3 protein-coding genes and 1 pseudogene are annotated in these 4,970 nt (G+C 58.3%); 3 read left to right on the plus strand and 1 reads right to left on the minus strand.

Going from position 1 to position 4,970, the window contains the following annotated elements; genetic code table 11:
• Window positions 1–637 (plus strand): annotated as a pseudogene (locus tag AC1D06_RS41750) (IS5 family transposase); the annotation flags it as partial.
• Window positions 638–875: 238 nt separating this feature from the next.
• Window positions 876–1,742, plus strand: coding sequence for a MerR family transcriptional regulator (locus AC1D06_RS41755; RefSeq protein ID WP_477991364.1), 867 nt, complete (start codon window positions 876–878; stop codon window positions 1,740–1,742).
• Between the two features lie 140 nt (window positions 1,743–1,882).
• Here AC1D06_RS41755 and AC1D06_RS41760 read toward each other — a convergent pair whose 3' ends face one another.
• On the minus strand, window positions 1,883–2,464 hold the full coding sequence (locus AC1D06_RS41760) for a recombinase family protein (protein WP_477991368.1): 582 nt from the start codon (window positions 2,462–2,464) through the stop codon (window positions 1,883–1,885).
• 165 nt (window positions 2,465–2,629) lie between these two features.
• Here AC1D06_RS41760 and AC1D06_RS41765 point away from each other — a divergent pair.
• Window positions 2,630–4,970, plus strand: a 2,341-nt coding sequence (locus tag AC1D06_RS41765; protein ID WP_477991366.1) for a Tn3 family transposase, incomplete at its 3' end; no start/stop codon positions are given.

Here is a 4,970-nt window from a genome sequence, read left to right on the forward strand (position 1 = left end):
GTGCTTTATCGATATCGCGCCGGGATACCCTGGCGCGACCTTCCTGAGCGGTTCGGAGACTGGAAGATCGTCCACAAACGGATGCGCCGATGGTGCGAAGGCGGCGCGTCTTCGAGCGTATATTCAAACACTTGGCTACCGATCACGACAATGAGTACATGATGCTGGATTCCACCATCGTACGGGCCCACCAGCATAGTGCTGGCGCGCAAAAAGGGGGGACCAGGCGATCGGCAGATCGCGAGGCGGACTGACGACGAAGATCCATGTGATCGCCGATGCGCTCGGAAATCCGGTTGCGATCTCACTGACACCGGGCCAGGCATCGGATCTTGCACAGGCCGAGCCTCTTCTGGAGGAGGTTGATCCTCAAGCCTTCTTGGCTGACAAAGCCTACGATGCCGACGCGCTCATCGACCATCTCAAAGCACATCACATCACCCCGGTGATTCCACCAAAAGCCAATCGCATTGCGCCCAGATCAACAGACTTCGCGCTTTATCGCGAGCGCAATCTCATCGAACGTTTCTTCAATAATATCAAACAGCTCAGAGCAATAGCAACCCGATACGACAAGCTCGCCGGCACCTTCCTTGGAGCCGTTCAACTCGTCGCCGCGTTCATTTCGCTCAACTGACGACACCCCCTAGGTTGATGTCCAGGCCCTGCGACGTTCTGTGCGTTCGGATTTTATTCCAACGGCAGCATTCATAGCGGCAAAGGCCGCTCGCGAATCCTGGCGCGGCGGAACACGTCGAGCTGAGGGAACCTCAGGCGGGACTCCGGCGGCGCAGGAACCAAGAGGAAGTCGCTGCGTTCGATCAAGGTTCGGCCGGGAATGGTTCTCTGCTGATAACTGGCGGATGGGGAAACACTTGCCTGAAACTCTTTATACGCTGGCACAGGTCGTTGAACTGACGRGCATCCCAAGCCAGACCATCTATGCTTGGGAAYGCCGCTACAACGCCCTTGTGCCGACTCGAACAGAAACTGGGCGGCGTGTATACACAGCCAAACAGCTACTGCGCCTGAAGCTGCTGAAAGCGTGCATAGAGCAGGGCAGCCGCATCGGGACCATAGCTCATCTCAGCGATAGCAGYCTGAAAGCACTGCTCACCTCATCGAACGAGCAACTCCTCAGACGGGCCGCTCTCGTTGAAAATGCGTTGGCCCTGGACCAAGATGAGATAGATGCCAAAGTTGCACTTGGATTGATAAGCTTGGRTCCCGCTGCATTTGCAGACGAATTTCTTTCACCGTTTATTGCTGAGGTTAGCGCACGCTGGCTGGATGAACCAGCGAGGATCGCGGCCGAGCATATCGTCAGCGCATCGGCCAAGTCTGTGCTTTTTACAGCGCTGCGGCTCGGCAGACCGCGCGTCATCAGGCGCAGCGCCGTGTTTGCTACTCCGGAAGGAGACCTTCATGAACTTGGGCTGCTGGCCGCAGCCGTTGCCTCACAAAGCTGTGGCATGAGAGCGGTATATTTTGGTCCTCAGATGCCGATCTTGGAATTGCCGAAGGCTGCGGAGATCGTCGATGCGGATATGATCGTTCTTGCAAGCGCCATCCTCGATCCAGAGGACCTCGCACGACAGATGCACTGGTTGCGCGGTAAGATGCCCAGACGAATGAAGCTGACGATGGGCGGCCGGGCATTCGGCATGGCGAAGCCCGAGTCACTGCCTGGCACATACTTCAGATCAGTACGCGAATTCCAGGAGGCTCTGGTGGCCGGGTGAGCTAACAGCGGAAATATAAGGTCTCCCCTACCTGAATTTTCATCCACCAGAATTCACATGCGTATCCCACTTTGCATAGATCTTGGCGTCACGACACGAAAGTGATGGATCTGTCCGACTTTTAAGAACGTATGCGGAACTTACGTCCGATTGATCTTTGGTGCGGTTGATTTCTCGGCTTTGAGCGCTTGGTAGAGCGCGGTTTTGCCGATTTTCACGCGGGCGGCAGCTTCTCGCACGTTGAGGCCGGCCGCCAGATGCTGGCGAGCCTTGGCGAGCTTCTCGGGTGTCACGACCGTCTGACGCCCGCCGCGTCGGCCTCGTTCCTCTGCGGCTTGCAGTCCGGCACGGGTTCGTTCCCTGATGAGATCGCGCTCGAATTGCGCCAACGCGCCGAACAGGTGGAAGACCAGGCGACCGCCCGGTGTTGTGGTATCGATGTTTTCGGTGATGGATCTGAAGCCCACGCCTTTGGCTTCCAGCTCGGTGACGGTCTCGATGAGGTGTTTCATCGATCGGCCGAGGCGATCGAGCTTCCAGACCGTAAGCGTGTCGCCATCGCGAACATAGCGGATGGCGTCAGTCAGCCCCGGACGATCGGTTTTCAGACCGGACGCCTTGTCTTCGAACAGCTTCTCGCAGCCCGCCTTGCGCAAGGCGTCGAGTTGCAGCGCCGTATCCTGATCCCCTGTAGAGACCCTTGCATAGCCTATGGCGGTCATGATCTGTGATTTGTCCGTTTTTCCGTTGAATTCGGACATTGTCCGATTTGCCGTTTCATGACAAGATTTGCGGACAAAATCTGTAGATGCCGCGAAACGTTCGTTTGTCGGACACGCATTTTCCGGTTCGCTGTACTCTCCGCAACGAAACTGGAAGATCAGAGAATGGCGCGAAGAGCTTTACTGAGCGAAGCATGGTGGCAACAGGCGACGAGCATCCCGGATGACGAAAGGGCGATCGCAAAACATTACACGCTGGACCGCTCGGATCTCGACCTGATCATGCGACAAAACAAGGCATCGAACCGGTTGGGTCTTGCCTGTGTTCTGGCCACGCTGCGATATCCGGGCCGACCGCTTGTGGATGGCGAGCTCTTGCCGCTCGGCGTCTTACGATTTCTGGCGAGGCAGATCGGCGTCGATCACCGTGAGATCGACCGTTATTTCGAGCGCCCGCAGACACGACGCGAGCATCTGGCCCTACTTTTCGACAGAATGAAGATGCGTCCGTTTGTGCCTTCGGACGTGCGGGCACTCACTGCCTGGCTGACGCCTGCCGCGCAAACCCTGCGCCAGGCCGATGTATTGGCGGATATGGCGGTGGAGGAACTGCAACGTCGGAGAATTCTCCTGCCAGCGCGGCCGGCACTCGAGGCTATCATTCATGTGGCGATCAGGCGCGGCATTCGTATCGCTCATCGGGCCTTGGCCGGCGGACTATCTGAAGGCCAGAAATTCGATCTGGACAAGCTTCTCGATCCGCGTGAGGGGACAAACGTGACCGTCCTCGCCTGGGCGAGAACACCGGCATTGTCGCCCGCCGCCGCCAATCTGGACAGGATTGCCGAGCGTATTCGCTTTCTCCGGTCGCTGAACCTGTCGATGATGTTGATGGAGCGCATTCCTGCCAAGGTCTTTGACGAATTGGCCGCAGAGGGGACGCGAATGAGCGCGCAGCATCTGCGTGACCTCAACCCTGAACGCCGGCATGCCGTCCTGGCCGCCACGGCACTCCACCTTTCCCGCCATCTCACCGACTGCGCCATCGACATGTTCAAGAAGCTCATGGGCATTCTGACGCGACGAGCCAACAATCAGGCTGACTCTCGCGTCACGCGGTCGGTTCGAGAGGTGCAGAAACCGCTGAAGGACGTTTCGAAAGCTTGCCATACGATCATCGAGGCGAGGGAAAAAGGCGAGGATATCGCCAAAGCACTCGAACAAGTCATTCAATGGCCGGCGTTTGCGACCAGTGTTCAAGCGGTCGATACGCTGATCGCGCCGGATGTCATCGACGGCAAGATCGAAATGCTCCAGCGCTATCCGACAATCCGGAAACTGGCGCCGCAGTTCCTCTCGACTCTCGTATTCCGGGGTCACGCTGTGGCAGCCAATCTCCTGCGGGCGCTATCCATGATCACCGATCTCTACCGCACAGGGAAACGGACGATACCGGACAACGCTCCCATATCCTTCGCGCCGAAAGGCTGGATGCCTCTCATACTACAGGATGGCAAGATCGATCGCAGGGCCTATGAACTCTGCCTGTTCAGCGAACTGAAACGCCGCCTTGATGCTGGTGATGTCTGGGTGGAGGGCGCCAAGCGCTTCCAGTCCTTCGAGAGCTTTCTCATTCCTACGCCGACTTTCGAGTTGATCCGAGAGGAAGGGCCGCTCCCGGTCGCCGTCGATACCGATGTGGAAACTTATCTCAACCAGCAGCGCCGGATCCTGAACGATGGGCTGGCTGACCTCTCCCGTCTGGCCTCAGCCGGCGAGCTCGATGATGTCGAATTGACCGGTGCCGGGTTCAGCGTCACGCCGCATAAGGCCATGTTTCCAGACATCGCAAAGTCACTGAAGCCAAAAGTGGAAAGCCGTCTGCCCGCGATCCGTATCACCGACCTTTTGCTTGAGGTGGACGCCCGTGCGGGATTTTCGAACGCTTTCACCCATCTGCGCAGCGGGCGAACAGCCGACAGCAAGCTTGCGCTCCTCACCGCCATCCTGGCGGACGGCATCAATCTCGGTCTCACCAGAATGGCGGACGTTTCCCCCGGAATCACGATGCGCCAACTCGCCTGGGCGCATGACTGGCACATTCGTGAGGAAGGCTACGCCGCCGCGCAGGCCATTCTCGTCAACGCCCAGAGGCAATTGCCTCTGGCAAGTCTATGGGGCGATGGAACTACGTCGTCTTCAGACGGCCAGTATTTTCCGGCAGGCGGCCACGCCGAGGCGATCGGCGACCTCAACGGCCGGTATGGTCCCAATCCCGGCGCGAAGTTCTATCGCTTCACCTCCGACCAGTACGGCGCTTTCCATATCATCGCCATGAATGCCAATGCGAGCGAGGCCATCTATGTCCTCGACGGCCTGCTCTACCATGGCAGCGACCTCGCCATCGAAACGCACTATGTCGATACCGGCGGGGTCAGCGATATGAGTTTCGCCCTTTGCCATCTCGTGGGCTTCCAGCTCGTGCCCCGGCTGCGTGGTCTCAAGG

Source organism: Rhizobium sp. P2_G2 (assembly GCF_056403555.1).

Bases quoted from the DNA above. Each gene is read 5' to 3' on its own strand.
- AC1D06_RS41760 (WP_477991368.1), bottom strand. From the start codon at position 2,464: ATGACCGCCATAGGCTATGCAAGGGTCTCTACAGGGGATCAGGATACG.